The sequence below is a fragment of the Streptosporangium album genome, assembly GCF_014203795.1.
Lineage (GTDB): Bacteria > Actinomycetota > Actinomycetes > Streptosporangiales > Streptosporangiaceae > Streptosporangium > Streptosporangium album.
This window is the reverse complement of sequence record NZ_JACHJU010000001.1, coordinates 896,646-913,087: the sequence shown is the minus strand read 5'-3', so window position 1 is coordinate 913,087 and position 16,442 is coordinate 896,646. Positions and strand designations below refer to the sequence as shown.

General features: G+C 67.3%; 21 protein-coding genes and 1 pseudogene. 17 read left to right on the top strand and 5 right to left on the bottom strand.

Annotated features, from left to right (window positions below; genetic code table 11):
* Positions 1-3: 3 nt before the first annotated feature.
* Positions 4-393 (bottom strand): low temperature requirement protein A, encoded by a 390-nt coding sequence (locus FHR32_RS04255; RefSeq protein WP_184753089.1) that lies wholly within the window; start codon positions 391-393, stop codon positions 4-6.
* On the opposite strand from FHR32_RS04255, the gene FHR32_RS45730 reads away from it, so the two are divergent.
* The 3 genes from FHR32_RS45730 to FHR32_RS04245 all read left to right on the top strand — a co-directional run bounded on the left by FHR32_RS45730 (position 373) and on the right by FHR32_RS04245 (position 1,359).
* The gene (locus FHR32_RS45730) at positions 373-495 is read left to right on the top strand and encodes a hypothetical protein (RefSeq protein WP_281391037.1); all 123 of its coding nucleotides are present in this window, start codon (positions 373-375) and stop codon (positions 493-495) included. The two genes, FHR32_RS04255 and FHR32_RS45730, sit on opposite strands and share 21 nt — an antisense overlap.
* Positions 496-562: 67 nt before the next feature.
* The gene (locus FHR32_RS04250) at positions 563-838 is read left to right on the top strand and encodes a hypothetical protein (protein ID WP_184753088.1); all 276 of its coding nucleotides are present in this window, start codon (positions 563-565) and stop codon (positions 836-838) included.
* Entirely contained in the window at positions 835-1,359 is a 525-nt protein-coding gene (locus FHR32_RS04245) for a hypothetical protein (protein WP_184753087.1), read from the top strand. Before FHR32_RS04250 ends, FHR32_RS04245 begins: the two co-directional genes overlap by 4 nt.
* A gap of 117 nt (positions 1,360-1,476) precedes the next feature.
* Here FHR32_RS04245 and FHR32_RS04240 read toward each other — a convergent pair whose 3' ends face one another.
* The gene (locus FHR32_RS04240) at positions 1,477-2,604 is read right to left on the bottom strand and encodes an IS5 family transposase (protein ID WP_221465255.1); all 1,128 of its coding nucleotides are present in this window, start codon (positions 2,602-2,604) and stop codon (positions 1,477-1,479) included.
* A gap of 129 nt (positions 2,605-2,733) precedes the next feature.
* On the opposite strand from FHR32_RS04240, the gene FHR32_RS04235 reads away from it, so the two are divergent.
* The 4 genes from FHR32_RS04235 to FHR32_RS04220 all read left to right on the top strand — a co-directional run bounded on the left by FHR32_RS04235 (position 2,734) and on the right by FHR32_RS04220 (position 7,147).
* Entirely contained in the window at positions 2,734-3,660 is a 927-nt protein-coding gene (locus tag FHR32_RS04235; protein ID WP_184753086.1) for an STM4015 family protein, read from the top strand.
* A gap of 427 nt (positions 3,661-4,087) precedes the next feature.
* Positions 4,088-5,824, top strand: a complete 1,737-nt coding sequence (locus tag FHR32_RS04230) for an IS1634 family transposase (RefSeq protein WP_184753085.1) — start codon at positions 4,088-4,090, stop codon at positions 5,822-5,824.
* A gap of 160 nt (positions 5,825-5,984) precedes the next feature.
* Positions 5,985-6,449 carry a hypothetical protein gene (locus FHR32_RS04225; RefSeq protein ID WP_184753084.1) on the top strand — a complete coding sequence of 155 codons (465 nt, stop codon included), beginning with the start codon at positions 5,985-5,987 and terminating at the stop codon, positions 6,447-6,449.
* Positions 6,450-6,565: 116 nt separating this feature from the next.
* On the top strand, positions 6,566-7,147 hold the full coding sequence (locus tag FHR32_RS04220; protein WP_184753083.1) for a DUF6879 family protein: 582 nt from the start codon (positions 6,566-6,568) through the stop codon (positions 7,145-7,147).
* 130 nt (positions 7,148-7,277) lie between these two features.
* On the opposite strand, the gene FHR32_RS04215 is transcribed toward FHR32_RS04220, so the two are convergent.
* Positions 7,278-7,868, bottom strand: a complete 591-nt coding sequence (locus tag FHR32_RS04215) for a hypothetical protein (protein ID WP_221465254.1) — start codon at positions 7,866-7,868, stop codon at positions 7,278-7,280.
* A 359-nt stretch (positions 7,869-8,227) separates the two neighbouring features.
* Between FHR32_RS04215 and FHR32_RS04210 the strand changes: the two genes are divergently transcribed.
* The 6 genes and pseudogenes from FHR32_RS04210 (at position 8,228) to FHR32_RS04185 (ending at position 11,903) form a co-directional block, all read left to right on the top strand.
* On the top strand, positions 8,228-9,400 hold the full coding sequence (locus tag FHR32_RS04210; RefSeq protein ID WP_221465253.1) for a hypothetical protein: 1,173 nt from the start codon (positions 8,228-8,230) through the stop codon (positions 9,398-9,400).
* Positions 9,401-9,491: 91 nt separating this feature from the next.
* On the top strand, positions 9,492-10,226 hold the full coding sequence (locus FHR32_RS04205) for a hypothetical protein (RefSeq protein ID WP_184753082.1): 735 nt from the start codon (positions 9,492-9,494) through the stop codon (positions 10,224-10,226).
* Positions 10,227-10,421: 195 nt separating this feature from the next.
* Positions 10,422-10,784, top strand: a complete 363-nt coding sequence (locus tag FHR32_RS45725) for a transposase family protein (protein WP_184756353.1) — start codon at positions 10,422-10,424, stop codon at positions 10,782-10,784.
* Positions 10,785-10,791: 7 nt separating this feature from the next.
* A pseudogene (locus FHR32_RS04195) lies at positions 10,792-11,086 on the top strand (transposase); the annotation flags it as partial.
* Between the two features lie 248 nt (positions 11,087-11,334).
* Positions 11,335-11,520, top strand: a complete 186-nt coding sequence (locus FHR32_RS04190) for a hypothetical protein (RefSeq protein ID WP_184753081.1) — start codon at positions 11,335-11,337, stop codon at positions 11,518-11,520.
* Between the two features lie 107 nt (positions 11,521-11,627).
* Positions 11,628-11,903: a tail fiber domain-containing protein gene (locus FHR32_RS04185; RefSeq protein ID WP_184753080.1), complete on the top strand. Its 276-nt coding sequence runs from the start codon at positions 11,628-11,630 to the stop codon at positions 11,901-11,903.
* A 109-nt stretch (positions 11,904-12,012) separates the two neighbouring features.
* On the opposite strand, the gene wecB is transcribed toward FHR32_RS04185, so the two are convergent.
* Complete coding sequence (gene wecB / locus FHR32_RS04180; protein WP_184753079.1) at positions 12,013-13,092, bottom strand: non-hydrolyzing UDP-N-acetylglucosamine 2-epimerase; 1,080 nt, start codon at positions 13,090-13,092, stop codon at positions 12,013-12,015.
* 22 nt (positions 13,093-13,114) lie between these two features.
* Positions 13,115-13,486 (bottom strand): NUDIX hydrolase, encoded by a 372-nt coding sequence (locus FHR32_RS04175; RefSeq protein WP_184753078.1) that lies wholly within the window; start codon positions 13,484-13,486, stop codon positions 13,115-13,117.
* Here FHR32_RS04175 and FHR32_RS04170 point away from each other — a divergent pair.
* The 4 genes from FHR32_RS04170 to FHR32_RS04155 all read left to right on the top strand — a co-directional run bounded on the left by FHR32_RS04170 (position 13,452) and on the right by FHR32_RS04155 (position 16,368).
* Entirely contained in the window at positions 13,452-13,649 is a 198-nt protein-coding gene (locus FHR32_RS04170) for a hypothetical protein (protein ID WP_184753077.1), read from the top strand. The genes FHR32_RS04175 and FHR32_RS04170 overlap by 35 nt on opposite strands.
* A gap of 982 nt (positions 13,650-14,631) precedes the next feature.
* A complete protein-coding gene (locus tag FHR32_RS04165) occupies positions 14,632-15,180 on the top strand; it encodes a hypothetical protein (RefSeq protein WP_184753076.1) in 549 nt (182 codons plus the stop codon).
* Between the two features lie 188 nt (positions 15,181-15,368).
* On the top strand, positions 15,369-16,148 hold the full coding sequence (locus FHR32_RS04160) for a transposase family protein (protein ID WP_184753075.1): 780 nt from the start codon (positions 15,369-15,371) through the stop codon (positions 16,146-16,148).
* Between the two features lie 16 nt (positions 16,149-16,164).
* Positions 16,165-16,368 (top strand): hypothetical protein, encoded by a 204-nt coding sequence (locus tag FHR32_RS04155; protein WP_184753074.1) that lies wholly within the window; start codon positions 16,165-16,167, stop codon positions 16,366-16,368.
* Positions 16,369-16,442 lie beyond the last annotated feature (74 nt).

The following is a 16,442-nucleotide window of genomic DNA, read 5'->3' as shown; positions in this document are numbered from 1 at the left end:
CAATCAGTCATGTATGGGGAGAACGAGCCCCAGAACTCTTGTGTCTTTGCACATTTCTGCTCGCCGTATGTGCATGGTCTCGACGACGATCAGGGCGACCAGGATGACCACCACGCCGGTCAGGCTGGCCAGCGGTGTGAGTGCCACGGCGATCGGCGCGGCCGCCGACAAGGCACATGCCGCGAGCAGCCGCGGGCGGTTCAGAGCGCCGTGCATGCGCAGCCCGAACAGCAGATGTCCGAGCAGATACAGTGCGACGCCGCCGTAGAGCGCGAGGGCGGAGAACACCCCCAGCGGCTCGCCATCGCCGATGTGTGCGACCACGCCCTCGATGCCCAGGGCGGTCAGGAGGATGCCGGCAATGATGGGGAAATGCCCGTAGACGAGTGCCACCAGGGCACCGCCCGCCATGACCGGCGCGACTCCTCCGGCATCGCCGGAAGAGTCTGCAACCGGTGCAACCGCGATCCCGACTACATGCTGTCGTTCGCCTGACCTGCACAAAGCACCACCGCTGAACACGGCGGGGCGGTACGCCGCCCCGCCCGGAGGAGAACCACCCATGGCCGAAAACTGGCCGCTGAGCAAGACGGAGTTGGCCCGCCGCTGGAAGGTTGACCGGGGCGCCGTCACCCGCGCCTGGCAACGATCCGAACGCGACCACCAGGCTGACCCCGCCGTGCCCGCCCCGCCCCAACCGGTCAACCCCGGCGAGCCCCGCCTGCGCTACCTGCCCAGCGACTGCGACCCGTGGTGGGCGAAAATCCAGCGGCCACGCGGCCGCCCCACCACAGCCAACACCCGCTCTGCACTGCCTCAGGAAGGACCGTCATCTTGAAGCCACTCACTAAAACCCTCACTGACGGCCGGACTGCCACCATCACCCGCCACACACACCAGCCGCACGAGATGATGGCCATCCACTGGGACGTCTCCATAGACGGCCAGCCGTACACCTCCGGCAACATCCACCTCCGACCCAAGCCGGACGGGCGACAGGGCGAGATGGTCAAGGCCATCGGCTCCCGCAAGGTCCTGCAGATCACCGACGAGGAGGCCGCCACCCTCCAGACCGTTCTCGACGCGGAGCGGGAAGCATGGGAGAAGACCCCGAAAGGCCAGCGAACCGAACTGGTCACCGCGTTGGAGATCGCGTACGGCAAGGCCGAGACCGCCAGCATCAACGCCCAGGACCACGAAGCATCGTGGGGGCCCGTCATGGCCGCCGAGGCGGAAGCAGAGGCGGCGGAGAAAGCCCTCGACGCGTTCGATGCCCTCCACCCCGACCTTGTGGCCGAGCGGGAAGCCGAGCACGCCAAGGCCACCGCCCGGGCCATGCACCGCGCCTTCACCGACTAAACCAAGGGCTTCCTGCAGCCCGCCCCACCACAATCGACAGAGCCCGGCAAGAAAGGTCATCAATGACGTACCGCTACGCGGTCGGCGAGCCCTACAGCCAGACCCGTAAGAGCCTGTTCACAGATGCTTAAGTGCGGGTCCGTAGAGGGCAGGGCCGATCTTGTTGATGTGGCCTTGGTGTGACCATTGGGACAGTTGGACGCGGAAGCTGTTGACGTTGTGGATCCCGAGGATGGCGGCCAGTTCGGTGCCCTTCCATGCCCGCCAGGGCTGGGCGGCCATGAGTTCGAGGACCTTGTCGCGCCGGTCGGGGCTGGTTGGCGCCGGTAGCGGTGGAGGGTCGCTCCAGCGGCCGTGGGCCGGCAGTCCTGCCAGGTCACGGGCGAGGCGGCGGGTCATCTGGTGGGCGGCGGCCCACAGCACCATGGCTTCGTGATGCTCGGGTTTTCGTTCGTAGCAGCGGACCAGACGGCGGTGTCGCATCAGCCAGGCGAAGGACCTCTCCACCACCCACCGGCGGGGCAGCACGACGAATCCCTTCATGTCGTCGCTGCGCTTGACGATCTCGACGGTGCAGGCCAGGACCTTCTTGGTCCAGGTGACCAGCCGTCCGGCGTAACCGCCGTCAGCCCATACCAGGCTGATGGTGGAGAACTTCTCGGTCAGCCGGGCCAGCAGCGGAGCGGCGCCGTCACGGTCCTGCACCGAGGCCGCGGTGACGATCACGCAGATCAGCAGGCCGAGCGTGTCGACCGCGATATGCCGCTTCTGCCCCTTGATCTTCTTACCGCCGTCGTACCCGCAGGTGGCCGGGCCGACGGTCTCGGCCGCCTTCACGCTCTGCGCATCGATCACCGCCGCGGTCGGCGTCTCCTTGCGGCCGGCCGCGACCCGGATCCGGCCGCGTAGCCGATCCACCAAGCGCTGCGGCATCCCCCGGGCGGACCAGCGCTCGAAAAACGCATACACCGCCGGCCACGGCGGGAAGTCCACCGGCATGGCCCGCCACTCGATCCCGTACCTGGTCACATAGCCGATCGCGTCCAGCACCGCCCGCAGATCATGGCGCATCGGCGCACCGCCCGGGCCCCTGCGCAACTCGGCCATCACCGCCTCGGCCTCCGGCCGCAGCACCCGCCACTGCTCATCGGTCAGATCCGACGGATACGACCGGACCCGATCCCGGCACAGACAACCGGGCACAACACAACCGGCGCTGGCGGCAGGAAACCGGTAGACAGTCATCCAAGGGTGCGGTTCCTTCTCGGGGACTGGTTGAGCTGCGCGGCCCACCGCGCGCTCCCTCAGGAGGAACCGCACCCATATTTGTTCGCGATAGCCTGATGCGTCTTGGTAGAGGAAGGGCGAGGGTTGATGCCTGGTTATCAGCGCAGCAAGGAGTTCCATGGCCAGTCGGTGGTGGAGTTCGATCCGGGCGGTGCTGGCGGCGTCGTCCCGCAGGGTCCGGCCTGGCACCTCAGCGCGCCGGTCTCCGGTCCGCCCGAGTTCCACGAGGTCTTCGAGCGCTTTCTCGGGGCGGTCGACACCACGCAGGTGAACGTCCTGGTCATGGGCTTCACTGGCTTCGACGGTCCGGCCGCCGCCACGTTCCTGCTGGAGGCAGCCGACCGCTTCCCAAACCTCCAGGCGTTGTTTCTCGGCGACGAGAGGTCGTTTGAGTGGATCTGGCAGACCGATCTTACGCCCGTAGCCGAACGCTTCCCGCTGTTGGAGCGGCTGGAGGTACGGGGAAAGCAGGGGCTGGAGTTGCGGCCCTTCCACCATGCCGTGCTGAAGACCCTGCGGCTCGAGTCCTGCTGCCTACCGTCCGATGTCATGCAGGCGGTGGCGGCCAGCGACCTGCCAGTGCTGGAGCGCCTGGACGTATGGCTCGGCGTTGATGACGGCGAGGGTGAGGTGGCCGACGAGTACGATCTGGAGCCGGTCCTGAGCGGTGAGCGGCTGCCTTCACTGCGATTCCTCGGCCTGGAGAACAGCGCGGTACAGAACGAGATCGCTGAGAGGGTGGCGACCGCTCCCGTGGTGGCTCGCCTGCGGTCGCTGAGCCTGGCACGGGGAACACTCACCGACGAGGGAGCCGAGAGTCTGCTCTCCGGCCAACCTCTGACTCATCTGCGGCGCTTGGACCTCCACCACCACTATCTGTCCGAGCACATGATGGAGCGGCTCCGGACCGCATTCCCGAGTACCGACGTCGACCTCAGCGGCGCGATGGGCGAGTATCACGGCCCCTTCGACGAGGAAGTGTACAACTTCGTCGCGGACGGGCGAGATTTCTAACGCCCCACCCACCCGCCGGAGGCGCTCCCTAATTAGCCCCCCTTGAGCCCGGCCCGCAACTCCACTCACGGAGCTGTTCGCCAGCGTCCGAGGCGCGGACTGAGCGCTGGACCGCAAGCCCGTGAGGCTGTGCGCCCCTGACGTCAGCAGACTCCAGGGGCAGCGGCCCACCGCGCGCTCCCTCAGGAGGAACCGCACCCGTCGTCTACCAGAAGCCCTCTCCTGTCTCCAGAGCCGACACACCAACCCACCCAAACCGATCGCTAACACCCGGGTTCGACAGATCATCGGGCTTTCGGGGACATTATGGATCTGTACGTGCAGGTCACAGGTCGCACGGCTAGCGGAAACAACGAAATCGCCTAGTGACACGCTTTCGCTCTAAGATGGCTATTTACGCGGGGATATAGCGGTATCGTCTAGTGGCATGTACGTGAAGACTGCGACCCGGCGGACCAAGGATGGCCAGGAGATCCGCTACCTCCAACTGGCCCACAACGAGTGGGACGCCGACGCGCAGCGGTCCCGGACCAAGGTGCTGCACTCCTTCGGCCGCGCCGACCAGTTGGACCGGGCCGCGATCGAGCGGCTGGTCGTGTCGCTAGGCCGACTGCTCGATCCGGACCGTGCCGCAGTGTTGAGCGCCCCGGCGGGACTGGAATTCCTGGAGGCACGCCCGCTGGGCGGCACCCACATGCTCGACGGGCTGTGGCGACGGCTGGGCATCGACGCCACGATGAAGCGGCTGCTGGCCGGGCGGCGGATGGACGCCCGAGCCGAGCGGACGCTGTTCGCGCTGGTCGCCAACCGGGCGCTCGCGCCGTCGTCCAAGCCGGCCGCGACCGAGTGGATCAACTCCGACGTGCACATCGACGGCCTGACCGTCATCGACGAGCAGGCCTGCCACCGGGCAATGGACTGGCTGGCCGAGATCGAACCCGTCCTGGCCAAGGACGTGTACTTCCAGGTCACCGACCTGCTGAACCTCGAAGTCGACTTGATCTTCTTCGATACGACCAGCACGTATTTCGAGACCGATCAGGCCGATGAGCCCGTCGCTCGCGACGAGCGAGGCCGCCTCCTCGACCAGCCCGCCGGCCCGTCCGCCACCGGCGACGACAACCCAGACGGCGCCGGGGAGAAGGTGAAGCTGCGCGGGTTCCGCTCCTACGGCAAGAGCAAGGACTCACGGCCTGATCTCCCGCAGGTCGTGGTCGGCATGGCGGTGACCCGCGACGGCATTCCGGTGCGGGTCTGGTCCTGGCCGGGCGCTACCGGCGATTCGGCCCTCATCCGCCAGGTCCGCGACGACCTGCGCGAATGGACGCTGTCCAAGGTCATCTACGTGGCCGATCGAGGCTTCTCCTCCGCCACGAACCGCAAGGCTCTGATGCAAGGGGGCACCGGCTACATCATCGGCGAGAAGCTCCGCTCGGGCACCGCCGAGGCCAAGACGGCCCTGTCCCGGCAGGGCCGCTATGCCACCGTCGCCGACAACCTGCAGGTCAAAGAGGTGAAGATCGGATCGGCTGACCGCTTCATCATCTGCTATAACCCCGATCAGGCCGTCCGCGATGCCGCCGTCCGTGAGCAACTCATCTCCCAGCTGACCGAGATGATCGACGGCACCGACACCCTCAGCCGCACCAAACGAGCCGAGCTCGCCGGAGTCATCTCCACCAAGCCAGGCCTGCACCGTTTCCTACGCCAGACGCCCGGTGGACTACTCCGCGTCGACCGCGCGAAGATCGAACGCGAGACGAACCTGGACGGCAAGTACCTGCTGCGCTGCAGCGACCCCAGCCTGAGCCCCGAGGATGTCGCGCTTGGATACAAGCAACTCCTGCAGGTGGAACGAGGCTGGCGCGACATGAAATCGATCATCGACCTGCGGCCCGTCTACCACCGCCGCGAAGACCGCATCCGCGCCCATGTCCTGCTCTGCTGGCTCGCCCTGCTGCTGATCCGCGTCGCCGAGAACGCCACCGGCCAGACCTGGACCACGCTGCGCGCCGAACTGCAGCGCCTGCACGTCATCGCCTACACCGGCCCCTCGGGCACCTTCCGCCAGTCCACCGAGCTCACCAAGCCCCAGCGCGACCTGTTCACCGCCCTCGACGTCCCCGCGCCCAAGAAAATCCTCGATCTGGCCGTCGCCGACTGACCGCCGGCCCGAGTCCCGCCTCGCGACCACCTGCACGCCTAGTGACACGCCCTTCCGGCGCGCCCTAGGCGTTTCCGCTGTTCAGGCAGGCATTGATGCCCCTAGTAGAACAATCATCTGTCGAACCCGGGTAACAGGCTCTAAGCAGTGGCCACAGGCCATGCAACTGCGACTCACTCCGGACGGGTGCGAACTGGCCCTGTTCTACCCCAGCCCCACTGCCGCAGAGGTCCACGAGATCCGCGGCGGGCTGCCCCAGTGGGCATGGGTGGAACTGGACGGCATCGCGGTCCTGGCCTTCCGGTTCGGCACGCTCCAGCGGGCCGACACCCCCTACCAGGTGACCCGAGACGAAACGGCGCGCGACCAAAGCGGCCCCATCGACCCAGAGGGCAAGCACCTGATCGTGTCGGTCGTCCTGGTCGACGCCCACACCGGCATTATCAAAGGACTCCGGGCCCTCACCTGGCCGCCGGAGTTCGCCACCGCCGTCCGCGACACGGTGCAACGCCAGCTCGACTCGCCCATCACCGACGCCCAGGCCGGCATTGCCCTGCAAGCCCTCTACGACCTGTACCCCGACACCGCCAGCCTCGTCCGGGAACGCGCCGACGTGCGCGCCTGACCACGCCCAGAGAACAGTGAAGCCCCCGCGACCTCCGCGAGGCATTCCGGTACCGGGCGTAATACACGAGAGTCTTCGTTAGGAAATCGGCGAAGAGCGACATTCTGGAGCGGTAGATGCGTCCCCCGCAGTGGGCAACAAGGTCAGGCAGGCGGCTGGATCTCGACGCGTTCGGGACGTGCTTTCTGGACGCCTGGTCGCGGACGGAGTCACGGTTCCTCAAGCTTGAGTGCTGGCAGAGCTATCGGGAGCGCGAGGTGACCACGTCCCAGGCCGCGTATGAACGGGGTGACGTCCGGGAGGCCGAGAGATTGCTGCGGCAGGAGTCGGAGGCCGAGAGGTCACTGTACGAGGACGTCGAGCAAAAGGGCATCGACTACGCGCGGATCCGCCTGGTTCAGGAACCGCTGACGCCTTACCTCGACTACGAGCTGGTCGCCTACCGGATCCGGGTGAGGATCGGTGAGAACATCGAAGTGGTGCGCTGCGACCCGGCCATGAGGTTTCCCGACGAAGACCATTTTGATTTCCTCATCTTTGACCGGCATACGGCATTGATCCACGATTATGGTGAGATCGGGCTCCAGTCCGGGGGGTGGATGACTCACGACGCCGCCGTCATAGCCGAGCTGGAGAAAAGGGCGATCGATCTTCGGCGGCTGGCCGTACCGTTCGGGGAGTTCACGGCGGCCCTATGACGCGGAGTGTGGACGATTGCGCGCTCCCCGGGTACGTTCCGAGGATCGCGGTTGCTCGTCCCGCAGACCTGCCTTCACCCGCTGGCGCGTCCGGCTGGCCGGCGTTCACCAGAGCGCGCCGACTGTGGGCTTACGGTTCCATCTCGCTGCTGAACCGAAACCCGCGCAAGCCCGGCTTGTAGGGCTTGTACGGCAGAGCTGCGGGGTGTTCGGGCGGCGGCAGGATGCCCTCCCCCGGCCAGAACGCGCCTTGCGTGATGAACTCACGAACCAAAGCGGTGAGCTCATCCACGTGCCACTGCCGTTCGACTGGATCGGCCTGTGATCGCGTGCCGTCGGTGGAATACAGGGTGGTGATGGTGGTAGGGCCATTGGCCAAAAGCACGGCCGCCGCCTGAGGCAGCCCCAGGGGCATGGCATCGCACCGCCTGGCGCGTGCCAGCGTGACCACGGCCTGCACCACCTGCTCCCAGTCACCGATCCGATCCCAGCCCTGTCCGCCGTCCAACTCGAAGGTCAACGTCGACAACGGCACCACACATCCTGGGCTCCGATCAGGAAACTCGGTCAGGCAGCGGTACATCAACCCACCCTCAGGCTGAGGAACGGCCGGATGCAGCAGCGTCAGCGCGTGCACGAGCGTGGCGTTGATCGCTACGGAGTGCTCCGGAGAGAGGTAGGGCTCGTGAAGGGCGAGGAAGTACACATCTCGAACCACCATCGCGCGGCTCCTCGGTGCGGATAAGGAAAACACCCGCACCGTCTCACAGACAGCCGGCGCGGTTAATCTGAACGCGCAAACCGATGAGATCACAAATCCGTGACCTGCGCACCACTGGCCGACGCGCTCGCAAGTGACCCACTGCCGTCACCCACGACCTGCGGGGCATCTCGGGTAGCCCCCTTGCATGAAGACAGACCACGTAAGCCCGACAGGGCAATGACCCTCGCTACCGGCCGGTAAAGGGGCGCCTCGCTGTGGCTCGCCTCTGCTTCTACGCCCCGCATGGGCTGCAGGTCAGCCACAGGGATGAGCGCCCCGGGTGCGGCCCATCACCGGGCACCACCTACCGTCGAAGAATGAGCCTCACCCAGGGGCTGGCATCACCGCGCACCCCGCTGCGGCGCTTTTTGGACCAGGAGTTGTCCGCGGGCAGCCGCCCCCTGCGCGCTACCTACCGGGCCCGGCTCCCAGCCCGTCCCTTGATCCTGCCCGGCGATGGGGTGGGGTATGAGGCTGGCACCGTGGGCACCGCTGTTGACCAGCGGCTACGGTTGGCTTTCACCTGCGCCGCCCCGGTCGACGCTGCCACGATGGCGGGCATCGCGTTGTGCGGACCCGCCGCGAACTCCCCGCGCGGACGCATTTGGCAGAACCTGGCCGAGGTCGGCCACCAACTCGCCGAGCGGATCGCGACCACCGTTGCCGGCCTGGCCCTGGCCGATCGACGCACCCCGATGCTGCGTACCGACGAAGACGAAGAACGTCTGGCGCGGATGCTGCTGGCCGCGGCCTGGTACGCCTTGAACTACCGCAACCCTTTCGCTTTCCCCGACACCCCGCTGGGTGCGACCGCCTTCTCCGCGTCCGGTGAGCTGTCCTTGGAGATGCTGCTGGCTGTGCCGCACCGCCATCTGATCGACGACGTGCTCGCCCAACTGCACGCCGCCGAGGAGGGGCCGTTGGGGCAGCTCAGAGCCACCACCGAACCGAGCAGATGCCGGCCCGGGCCGACCTTCGACGGCAGCACCTACGTCTCGGCCGACGCCGACCTGATCGCGGACGGGATCCTGCTCGAGGTCAAAAGCACCCGCAATGTGCACGCTTTCAGCCTGGTCACCATCCAGCAGTTGCTGGGCTACACCCTGATGGATTTCAGCGACCGGTACGGCATCGACGCGGTGGGGGTCTATCTCACCCGCGCCGGCGCCCTGATTACCTGGCCGATCGAGGACTACCTGGCCTTGCTGGGCGTCCGCCGACGCGACCTGACCGAGCTGCGCGCGCTGTTCGCCCGGCTGCTGGCCGACCTGGGCGCCACCGGCTGCCGCGCTGATGACGACCCACTACCCGGCCAGCTGGCCAGCGTTGAACGGCTGCTGACCGGCCTCGCACCCGTCATCACGGCCGGCTGCTGCCGGGTCTGCGCCCAACCCATACCCGACCAAGGACTGGTCCGGGCGCGGCTGTACTGCTCGCCGTGGTGCAGCCAGCGTTCAGGGGCGCTACGTCGCCGCGGCTGGCTGGTTTGAGATCGCCGCCGGCCAGAACCTCGTCCATGTCCATCTGAATCGGGCCGGGGACTGCTTGACCTCCTGGCACGGCATATTCATTATCGGGAAAATGCCGTCAGTGCAGATCATGGACGACCTGCTACGCGCTATCGCCGCGTTCGAGGTCGAGGAGTTCGACCTGCCCGTCGAGCCCGACGCGCTTACCGCCGCCCGCCGATCCCTTGCCGACTCCGGGCTACTGCTGCTCGGCGAGGTGCACGGCGTCAGGGAGAACCCGCTGGTCATCCTCACGCTTATGCGCTTGCTCGGGCTGGACAACCTGGCACTGGAGTGGCCGGAGGAACTCACCGGGTTCTTACGAGACGGCACGCCGGCCGATCACCCGTTCTGGTGGCTGGGCGACGGCCGGATCACCGCGGGTCACTTCGCCGTGCTCGGCGAACTCGGCCCGCTGCCGGTGATGCTGTTCGACTCGATGCGGTACTTCACCGGCGACTGGTCCGCTCGCGACGCGGGCATGGCCGCCAAGGTCCTGGAAACCACCGCGCCCACGCTGGTTGTTGCGGGAAACGCGCACACCGAGCTCGCCCGGACCGTGAACGGCCTGCCCATGGGCGCCTGCCTGACCAAAGCCCGGCCCGGGGTGCGAGACATCCGCCTGCGGTATGGCAGGGGCGGCTACTACAACGGCGAGTCGCGCAGCTTCGACGGCGCCACCGGTCCGGCCGGGCTCCATCTGGACAGTGACGCATTGGTCTTCAACCTGCCCGAAGTCAAGGAGGCGACGGTACCGCACCTGCCCCCGGCACGGCTCCGGGAGGAGTTGGCCAGAATCGGCTTGTAGCCCAGCCCGCAGAACGCTCCGCTGCCCGCCGCCGAGCAGGTCACCCGGAACTCGCTGACCTTGCCGCTCTACCACCAGATGACACCCTAGGAGCAGGACACCGTGATCGCGACTGCAGGAGAGGTGACCGGTGGCTGATTTCCTGACCGGCTCCAGGGCAGGGCTCGTCATCGTCGGGGCCGGCAGCTCGATGACCTGATCGCCGAACTGACCGGCCCACTGGGGGCCTGCCGCGAAGACGATCGCCGTACCCGACGCGGCCACGACCGCCACCGCGCCCCCGGAGCCGGAGCCAAGAACAAGCTCTCGGCCGCCGACCGAATCCTGGCCACCATCCTCTACCTGCGTAAAGTCGGGACCCAGGAGCTCGTGGGAGAACTGTTCAACCTCGACAGGGCCGCCATCAGCCGCGCGGTCAGGGATGTCCGCCCCCTCCTGGACCAGCACAGACACATCATCACGCCCTCCACCGCACGGTTCCGCACACCGTCGGATGTCGCCGCCTTCCTCGCCGAGGGCCACGACATAGCGAGGACCGAGATCAAACAAGCGTGTTAATTCTCTGCGCGCCCTAAGACTGCGGCGCAGGATCCGGCTGACGGTGGCCCGGCTGGGTCGTTCGCGGGGTGGGCTGACCAGCAAGGTCCACCTGTCCGCCGACCGGCGATGCCGTCCGCTGTCCTTCGCTCTGACTCCGGGCCAAAGCCGGAGACAGCCCGCAGTTTCGCGCCGTCCTGGCCCGCGTCAAGGTCCGCCTGCTCATCGGCCGCCCGCGCACCCGCCCGGGCGCGGTGGCCGCCGACAAGGCGTACTCCTCCCACGCCAACCGTACCTATCTGCGCCAACGCGGCATCATCGCCCGGTACCTGCACCACCCGGGGGAGATGCCATGGCCGACTATCAGGGTTCCTGGCGACGTGATCGCCGCGCACCGCGCCTGCTACGCCGCAGACGCCAACTCTCCGGACGTCGGCTGGTTCTCCGGACGGCCGATCCACTCCTGTCGATTATTACTCCACGTGGCTATCTATTTACAATGAGTTGGAGATGGGGCATCCTGCCGGTGCGCCCATGACCGGGCGCACCGATCGAAAGGACCAGCGATCTCATGTCCACACGAACCCGGATCATCACTCTGCTGTCCGGCTTCCTGACCACCACCGGGATGGCAGCCTTGGCCGCCGTCCCTGCCCATGCCGACGTCGCCGTGCAAGCCTGGGTTCCGCTTGGTTCACTCCTGTTCAGCGACCGCAATGTCAAGACCGCTGTCACCCCCGTTTGCTGGGATCGGTGAGAGCATTCCGCGCCTGGCGGAGTCGATGGGACCGTTCGAGCCGCCAAACAGCCCCACCTCCTTACGCGCAGCCCCCGCCACCCGGCATCGCGGTTGCGGAACGGGCGTTGACCGCCGAGCCGGTCAACGGGTACGACATCCTGGACAAGGTCGCGGGCCTGCCCATCAGCAGCTGGCGGTACGAGTGGGAACCCGACCACGTCCGGCACCTGGGGCCCATGGCCCAGGACTGGCATGCCACCTTCGGCCTGGGCGACACCGACACCATGATCCCCGGTGTCGATGCCAACGGTGTTGCTCTGGTGGCCATCCAGGCCCTGCACCGCCGCATCACCGACCTCGAACAGATACTCGCCGCACTGACTGGCACAAGGCCCGCATGAAGCTGCGGGAAGCGGCCAAGGCCTGACAGAGCAAGAGAACGCCCGCTCGGTCTTCTCCCTTCGGCGACCGGGCGGGCGTTATTCACGTTGTAGGGCGGGCATCCGGGGGTCAGGGCGCGCTCGTGGCAAGCATGTCGGTGAGATCCGCGATGTGCGTGGAAGCCTGGCCGTCGCCGAACGGGGTGACGCCCGGCGACGGCTTACCCAGTTTGGCCATCGACCGGGCGAGTGCGGGGAGCTGTTCGGGCTGGGGAATCAGCGCGCAGTCCGCGCTCAGGGCTTCTGGGCGTTCGGTGGATCGGCGCAGCACGAGCAGACGCACCCCGAGGATGCCGGCCTCCTCCTGGATGCCTCCTGAGCCGGAGATCAGCAAGGAGGCTTGTTCGGCGAGCGCGAGGAACGCCGGGTAGCTGAGTGGGTCGGGGACGTGCAGCTGGGCCAAGAGATCGCTGAGGCCGAACTGCTGCACCCGCTGCCGGGTGCGTGGGTGGATCACCAGCAGAACCGGCAGGTCGAGCGTGGCGAGGCTGGTCAGCATGCGGCGGAGCCGGTCGGGGTCGTCAACGTTTTCTGGCCGGTGCAGTGTGGACACCGCGTAGGGTTCGCCGCCCAGCGGAGCGGTGAGGCGCAGCGCTGCGGCGTGATCTCTCTCTGTCAGGTGGACTGCCTCCACGATGGGGTTGCCGGTCAGCACGATCCGGCTGTCGGGGATGCCTTCGGCCCACAGGTTCGCGACGTTCTGCGACGTCACCGCGCAGCACAGGTCGGCGAGGTGGTCGATGACGATGCGGTTGTGTTCTTCGGGCATCGCGCGGTCGTGGCTGCGCAGTCCCGCTTCAACGTGGATGAGTGGGACATGTATGGCGTTGGCGGCCAGGGCGCCGGCCAGGGCCGCGTTGGTGTCGCCCTGCACGATGACCGCCGCGGGCGGGTCGTCGTGCCACGCCTGGGTGAGCTGGGCGGTAGCGGCGCCGATCTGGACGCCGCGGTGCTGGCCGCCGACTTTCATTTGCAGGTGGGGACGGTGGACGGTGGAAGCCGAATCGCCCGTCATCGTCGGGTCGTAGTGCTGGCCGGTGTGGATCACGCGCGCTTGGTCGCCGAGCAGGGTGATCAGCACCGACAGTTTGATCATCTCTGGTCGGGTGCCGAGGACAACAGCGATCGAACGGCCGGTGCTGAAGGACATCAGCGGTCGGTCCTTTCCGTGGTCACCAAAACAGGCGGTCGTGCTCGCCTTGCAGGTAGCGGTGCGCGGCGACGAACAACCGCAGGTAGAGCCGATCGGAGTCCTCGTCGAGGTAGCCGGGCACGAGGTCGTCTCGGGTCAGCGTCGCGTCCTGATATTCGCGGCTGTCTCCTGACCGGATCAGATAGCGGGCCGGGGCCTCGGTGCGGTCGCCAGCCGCGAGCGAGATCGCGTCATGGAGGCCGATCTGTACGAGCCCGGAGACCTCGGCGTCATCGAGTGGGATCTCCTCCAGGCCGAGCGGCAGCGCCAAGAGGTGCCAGTACTGGAACTCGCGCTCGATCCATGCCGGGGCCAGGGTGACGGCGGTCTGGCGGATTCCCAGCGGCGCCACCGCCGGCTGGCTGCACCGCCGCTTCGGCACCCGCATCCACATCTACCCGTGGAATCCGCAGACCCGGCGCACCGCCTCGCCGTATCCGTACGCGCACCTGAACGCCAACCCCTTCGGCGGCGCCATCGGCGACCTGCTCCGCCGCCAGACCGCGCGATGGTGAATCCCCTTGGTGGCCCGACTGCGTGCTGAGGCGGCCGCCCGTGTGGTGATTATGGGCCACCAGCGCACGGTGGCGATGGCGGCGCGGATAAGAGCGGCCGGGATGTCTGGAGACAGAGCTTCCACGGCCAGTCCAGTCGTGTTGCTCAGCAACTAAACCTGCAAGCGAAGCTGGCGGCTGCGCCCAAGAAATGAGCGGTACACAATAGTGGCCACTTCGATTCTCCAACTCGGTCTGCGCAATGAAGTACGGTAACGCGGTCGGTACAGGTGATCTGTACCGACCGCGCACCGCTCCGGTTATACGGAACTGCACGTATCAGGGTTGGACCTGGGGCGTGAAGAGCGGCTGGCCCCCGTCGATGACGGGAGTCCGGATCTGATTCGGCTGATCAGCAGCTCGCCTAGAACCGTGGAACACCGGTCGGCACGGCACTTTCCCGGACTCCAGAGCCGGTGGGGTACGTGACGGCGCTCGCCGCCCTCGTGACGGCGCGCAGTGGAGTTCCGGCACCGTGCCGGGACAGTTGGCTTTGGGCCTGAAGCGCGCCAGCTTGCTGGAGGGCGAGCGTATGACTACCTTTCCCGAGATGTCGGAGATCGTGTCCGGCTCTGGTTCTGGGCCCGTCGGCGTCCCAGAGGTTGACGCCGAACCGTCCGACGACATCAGCAATCTCCCGCCGTTGCTGCGCCGGCCCGACCCCGTCTCTGATCCGGTGTCGGTTTCCGAGCTGCGCGGGGCTCGTAAGTCGCTGCTGCTCAATGAGCTAGTTCCATCCTGTCCTCGCAGGTCGGAGGGGGTGGCCTGGCGGTGTTGAGTGTGCTCTCTCCTGGTAGACGGCTGGGATCATGGGTCTCGATCGTCCGCCGGGGGCAAATGTGGATCTTCCGGCTTTCGTCTGCGCTGCCCGGCCTGGGGTCGTTATCGTCCGTGTCCTGGTGATCTCGCCAGGTAATCGTTGTCTTGTCGGCCGGGGGAAGCCATGTCGTCACCGCTGCTGGAGCGCATCACCATGCGCCTGGTCGCGCTGGGCACGCACGCCGATCGGTTGCGCGAGCAACTGGCCGAGACCGAAGACGAGATGGACCGGCTGCGTGTGGCCGAGCAGGTGGTCAAGGAACTCCTCGCCGACGATCCCGCCGAGCAGCTCAACGCACCCGGCGAGCCCGGCGGTGAGCCGACGCCGTTCTACCAGGTGATGCTCACCCCAGCCCAGGCAGCAGAGCAGGCCTCCCAGGGGATAGAGCTGCGCCCCATACCCGTACCCGTACCCGCGTCCGTGCCCGTGCCCGGCGGTTTGCTGATCCCGCACCGTCACCACGCTGCCGGCACTGATGAGCTGCCCGCCGACTACCAGGCGCTACTGGCCGCGGTACGCGCCGCCGACGGCCCCCTCATCTGCAAGGCGATCTGCGCCCAGCTCAGCCTTTCCACCGAATCGGGGCAGGTCGAAGGCGTGCGGGCCAAGCTGAACCGGCTGGCCGAGCGGGGCTGGCTGCGCAAGACCCCCAGCGGCGCGTTCGCCCCCTGACCTCGGGCGGCCCACTGCGCCCACTGCCGCTTCCCGCAGCCCCTGGCCAGGCCCTGCCCGGGTGAAACATCCCGAGCGTGTCCCCGGCGGGGGCCTGGCGGCGTGTGACCACAACCAAAACCACGACATCGACAACGTCGAAGGCTTCGACGTCCGCCGAAGACACGCCCTCGCCTGTCTACTCCTGCATGCTGCCGCTGTCCACCCAAACCCTCACCTTCCTGGCCGACCTGCTGCGCGCTCATCTCAAGACCATCGGCTCGCGCTGGCGGAAACTGCCCGCCGGGAAGATCGCCACCATCGTGCTGGCCGTCTTACGCCATGACCAGCGCCTGGCCGACATGGCCGGCGCCAACAACGTCTCGGCCTCCACCGTGCGACGCTGGATGCTGGAGACCGTCGAACTGCTCGCCGCCCGCGCACCCCGCCTGGACCGCGCCCTGAAGAAGATCGCCAAAGCCGGTGGTGAGGTCGTCCTGCTGGATGGCACCCTGATCCGCACCCGCCGCCGCACCGGAGCCGACAACCGCAGGAACTACTCGGGCAAGCACAAGGCCCACGGGCTGCTCGTGGTGGCGCTCACCGACACCCGCGGCAACCTGCTGTGGGTCTCCGCCGTCCGGCCTGGTCGCGCATCGGAGATCACCACCGCCCGGCACAACCGCCTCACCGCCCGCCTGCGCGAGGCCGGGCTGGGCGCTATCGCCGACCTCGGCTTCGTCGGCCTGGACGACGATGACGACAATCCGGTCATCATCACCGGCCGCAAAGCCACCCGCGGCAGGCCCCTCACCCCCGCGCAAAAGCAGGTCAACCGGCTCATCAGCGCCGAACGCGCCCCCGTCGAGCACGGCTTCGCCACGTTGAAGGCCTGGCGCATCCTCACCAAGCTCCGCCTGGACGCCATCCACGTCACCAAGCTGCTCCGCGCGCTGATGGTCCTGGCCATCACCGAACACACCCGCTGACCGATGATCACCCACCATGATCAGTACCCACCACCAGCCAGAGCATGCCCTCAACGGATCACACCAGGCCCCTGACCAGCAACTTCAAGTTGGAACGATCTCAATGATCGCGGCCGCGTGGATGTGGACCTTGCTGATAGCGCTCATGTTCGGCGGCCTGGGCACGGCCCTGGCCGCCGTGTACGCCCGGGAGGGGCAGCCCCCCTGGTCCGGCGGGTGACTGCCCCGCGGATGCGCGGGTGGTTCCCCTGGTCGGGTGCCCGGCCCGTTTCCGCCGTGTCCCCGACCTCGCGG